This is a genomic window from Aurantimonas sp. C2-5-R2, from assembly GCF_036549495.1.
GTDB lineage: Bacteria > Pseudomonadota > Alphaproteobacteria > Rhizobiales > Rhizobiaceae > Aurantimonas > Aurantimonas coralicida_A.
Map to the genome: position 1 here is coordinate 1 of NZ_JAZHLJ010000161.1, position 3,455 is coordinate 3,455.

The following is a 3,455-nucleotide window of genomic DNA, read 5'->3' on the forward strand; positions in this document are numbered from 1 at the left end:
ATCGCTCCTTCGGGAGGTTCTGGCAGGCTTCAGAACCCGCCACGATACGCCGCCTTCTCAGGCCCCATCACCCATTTTCAGCCATAGCTCCTGCTCGTCTCGGGCCTGATCTACCGCGATCTGACCTGGAAGATCCTCTGGAACACCTGCGTCGAGACCGGGCTGATGACCGGCGCCGTCATGCTCATCATCATGGGCTCTTCCGTCATCCAGTGGGTGCTGACCGCCGAGCGCATTCCGCAGACCTTGGCGGTGTGGGTTGAGGCGACCTTCGCCGCCCCGTGGATGGTAATCCTCGCCCTCAACATCGTTATGCTGGTTGTCGGCGCTTTCATCGATCTGCCGGCCGCCGTCCTCCTGCTTGGGCCGATTTTCGTCATCATCGCCCAGTCGATCGGGCTCGACACCGTGCAACTTGGTCTGATCATGGTCGTCAATCTCGCAATCGGTCTCTACACGCCTCCGGTCGGCACGACGCTGTTCATTTCCGCCGCCATCGCGCGGGTGGGGATTGGTGAAGTGGTGAAGGCGCTCCTGCCGTTCTATCTTGTCGCCATCCTCGTTCTTGCGCTGATCTCTTACGTGCCGGCGCTGACGATCTACTGATGGGCGGCGAACCTGATCCCCCGACTTGAACCGCGAGCGCAGACGGCCGAGTCCACTGTTGGAACAGTCGATACCAGATGCCTTCGGCCTTGCGCCAAATCCTGCCGAATGCGGTAGAGTGGCCGAAAAGGGCTTCATGGCGATCTTCGCGAGGCCATCAATCTGCGACAGCGATACGTGATGCGCGACATCAATCTCAAGGCCACCGAATGTTTCGAAGCCGTGGCGCGTTTGAGCTCCGTCACGAAGGCGGCGGAAGAGCTCGGCGTGTCGCCCTCTGCGGTCAGCCAGCAGCTGCGCAACCTCGAAACTCAATTCGGGGTCAGCCTCTTTCGCCGCGAAAAGAAACGGCTGGTGTTGACACTGGACGGCGATCGTCTGTTCCAGACGACGACCCAGGCCTTCAGCGCCCTCCGCAATGTCTGCAACGTCGTCTCACGTCAGCGCAATACGCGCAGCCTTGCCATCCGTGTGAGCCCCAGTTTCGGCGTGCGGTGGCTGGGGCCGAGGATTGCGGGCTTTTCGTCCGACAATCCCGAATGGACCATTCGTATAGACGCAACCCCGGATTTCTCCGCCTTCGACACGGAAGCTGTCGATCTCGATCTTCGCTATGGTCTGGGCGGCTGGGCCGGTCTTTCGGTCAACTGCGTGATGAACGACTTCGTTATGCCGATGTGCAGTCCCGAATATCTCGAGCGCCTTCGCAGCATTTCCGAAGATCCGTCGGTGCAACTCGCTCACGCAAAGCTCATCGACAGTGTGAAGACGCTGTACCGCTGGGACCTTTGGCTCGCCTCCAACCGGATCGACCTTCCCGAGCTCAGCTATCCGTTCCGCTTCGACCGCTCCTCGATGTCGATCGAGACTGCCAAGCAAGGGGCAGGCATCGCCCTCGACAGCGTGACGCTCTGCCTACCGGATCTCGAGCGCGGCGATCTCGTTCCGTTCAATCCAGGATACGGGGTAATCGACTTTCCCGCCTACTGGTTCGTCTGTCCGCCTCGCCACTTCAACAGGCGGATCGTGAAACGGTTTTCCGAATGGCTGACGTCCGCCTGCGGAGACCATCAGGTTCGGGCGCGAAATCTCCTGAAGGCGAAACACTGCACGTTCCGGACCTCCTCTGGACCCGACACGATGGGCATCTCGCCCTGGCCGGATTGAGTAGGATGTGATGCGGGCAATGGACGCCACGTCAGCAGAAGGCGTGTCCGTTAGCGGATTAGGGAATGTGCGCTGAAATCATCCGAGCAGGACCAAGCAAGGCAAGTGCGGCGCCGATGTTCGGCTCAGCGTCCAGTGATTCCGGGAAACGCGACCAGCAGCCCGACCGCTAGCATCTGCATGGCAATGAAGGGGAGGAGGGCCTGAAGATATCGCCAAGCGAAATATCCGGTGGCGCGACGCTTTTCAGGTAGAAGGCGGCGGGCCCGAAGGGCAGCGACAGGTCGCAGCTGCTTCCCTGAGCGAGGGCCACATCCGGACCGGCTTTATCGGCAACGCGAGCCTTGGCGCCAAGGCCTGTAATGCACTATGAATTGTAGCGGATCACTCGGTAGGGCAGGCCACTGAACTGATCGAACTCCAGCTGTTTGACATACATACCAACTGGATGGTATGTAGCTTTAATGCCGAGACCAACCAAACATCAACCAGAACGCGGCGATGCCCGAACGAGGCTTCTCGAGGCGGCGCGCGACATCGTTCGCGCACAGGGTTTCGCGGCGACGACCGTAGACGACCTGTGCAGGGCGGCCGGCGTCACCAAGGGGGCCTTCTTCCATCATTTCGAAAGCAAGGAGGCGCTCGGCGTCGCGGCCGCGGAGTTTTGGGCGGAGACCACCTCGGCGCTTTTCGAGACCGCGACCTATCACGACCATGACGATCCGCTGGATCGCGTGCTCTCGTATGTCGGCTTCCGCAAGGCGATCATCGAGGGCGACCTTGCCGAATTCACCTGCCTCGTTGGCACCATGGTCCAGGAGACCTACGGCTCGTCTCAGTCGATCCGCGACGCCTGTGCGGCAAGCATCTTCGGCCATGCCGCGACACTCGAGCCTGACATCGCAGCGGCGATGGAAGAGCGCGGCATCGCCACCGACTGGACGCCGGAGAGTCTAGCCCGGCACACCCAGGCGGTTCTGCAGGGCGCCTTCATTCTCGCCAAAGCTACCGGCGACCGCGAGGTCGCGCGCGAAAGCGTGGATCATCTGAAGCGCTACATCCAACTGCTGTTTTCCGACCTGTCGGACGCGGGGACCGAGAAGCGCCTGCCTGGCAGGCATTCACATCGGCCACCTGAGGACTTCAAAAAGGGAGACGACGATGACAAACCGTGAAGGCGCACCCGTCTGGTTTGAACTGATGACGGAGGACCCGGACGCGGCGCAGGCTTTCTATGGCTCCATAATGGGCTGGACTTTCGAACCCATGCCCGGCGGCCCAGAGATGGACTACCGGATCGCAACTGCTGGCGGCGAAACCGTCGCCGGTGTGATGCGCACGCCGGACCACGCAACGGCCATGCCCGATATGTGGTTCTTCTATGTGGGCGTGACCGACGTCGATGCATCCGCCGAGAAAGTGAAGTCACTCGGCGGCAGGGTCGATATTGAACCGACCGATATTCCAGATGTCGGGCGTTTCGCGTTCGTCACCGATCCGCAAGACGCGCATTTCTACCTGATGCGCGGCGACAGCGACCGCGAGAGCGCGGCATTCGCGCCGATGAAGCCCGGCCATTGCTGTTGGAACGAACCTTGCCTATCCGGTTGTTACCCACGCCCACTAAATGTGGGGTGCGCCCATTCCCCGGAGTAAAGCCCGTCAAAGGTCGGCGCAGCTGC

The 3,455-nt window shown here is 61.2% G+C and carries 3 protein-coding genes and 2 pseudogenes; 4 read left to right on the forward strand and 1 reads right to left on the reverse strand.

Annotated features, from left to right (window positions below; genetic code table 11):
• Positions 1-90: 90 nt before the first annotated feature.
• Together VQ044_RS24265 and VQ044_RS24270 are read left to right on the forward strand one after the other, a co-directional pair.
• Positions 91-606: a TRAP transporter large permease subunit gene (locus tag VQ044_RS24265; protein WP_327650225.1), complete on the forward strand. Its 516-nt coding sequence runs from the start codon at positions 91-93 to the stop codon at positions 604-606.
• A gap of 180 nt (positions 607-786) precedes the next feature.
• Positions 787-1,773, forward strand: coding sequence for a LysR family transcriptional regulator (locus VQ044_RS24270; protein ID WP_327650224.1), 987 nt, complete (start codon positions 787-789; stop codon positions 1,771-1,773).
• 125 nt (positions 1,774-1,898) lie between these two features.
• On the opposite strand, the pseudogene VQ044_RS24275 reads toward VQ044_RS24270, so the two are convergent.
• A pseudogene (locus tag VQ044_RS24275) lies at positions 1,899-2,056 on the reverse strand (C4-dicarboxylate ABC transporter permease); the annotation flags it as partial.
• A gap of 181 nt (positions 2,057-2,237) precedes the next feature.
• Between VQ044_RS24275 and VQ044_RS24280 the strand changes: the two are divergent.
• Positions 2,238-2,948 carry a TetR/AcrR family transcriptional regulator gene (locus VQ044_RS24280; RefSeq protein WP_327650222.1) on the forward strand — a complete coding sequence of 237 codons (711 nt, stop codon included), beginning with the start codon at positions 2,238-2,240 and terminating at the stop codon, positions 2,946-2,948.
• Positions 2,935-3,282: pseudogene (locus VQ044_RS24285) on the forward strand (VOC family protein); the annotation flags it as partial. The gene VQ044_RS24280 and the pseudogene VQ044_RS24285, both read left to right, overlap by 14 nt.
• Between the last annotated feature and the right edge of the window lie 173 nt (positions 3,283-3,455).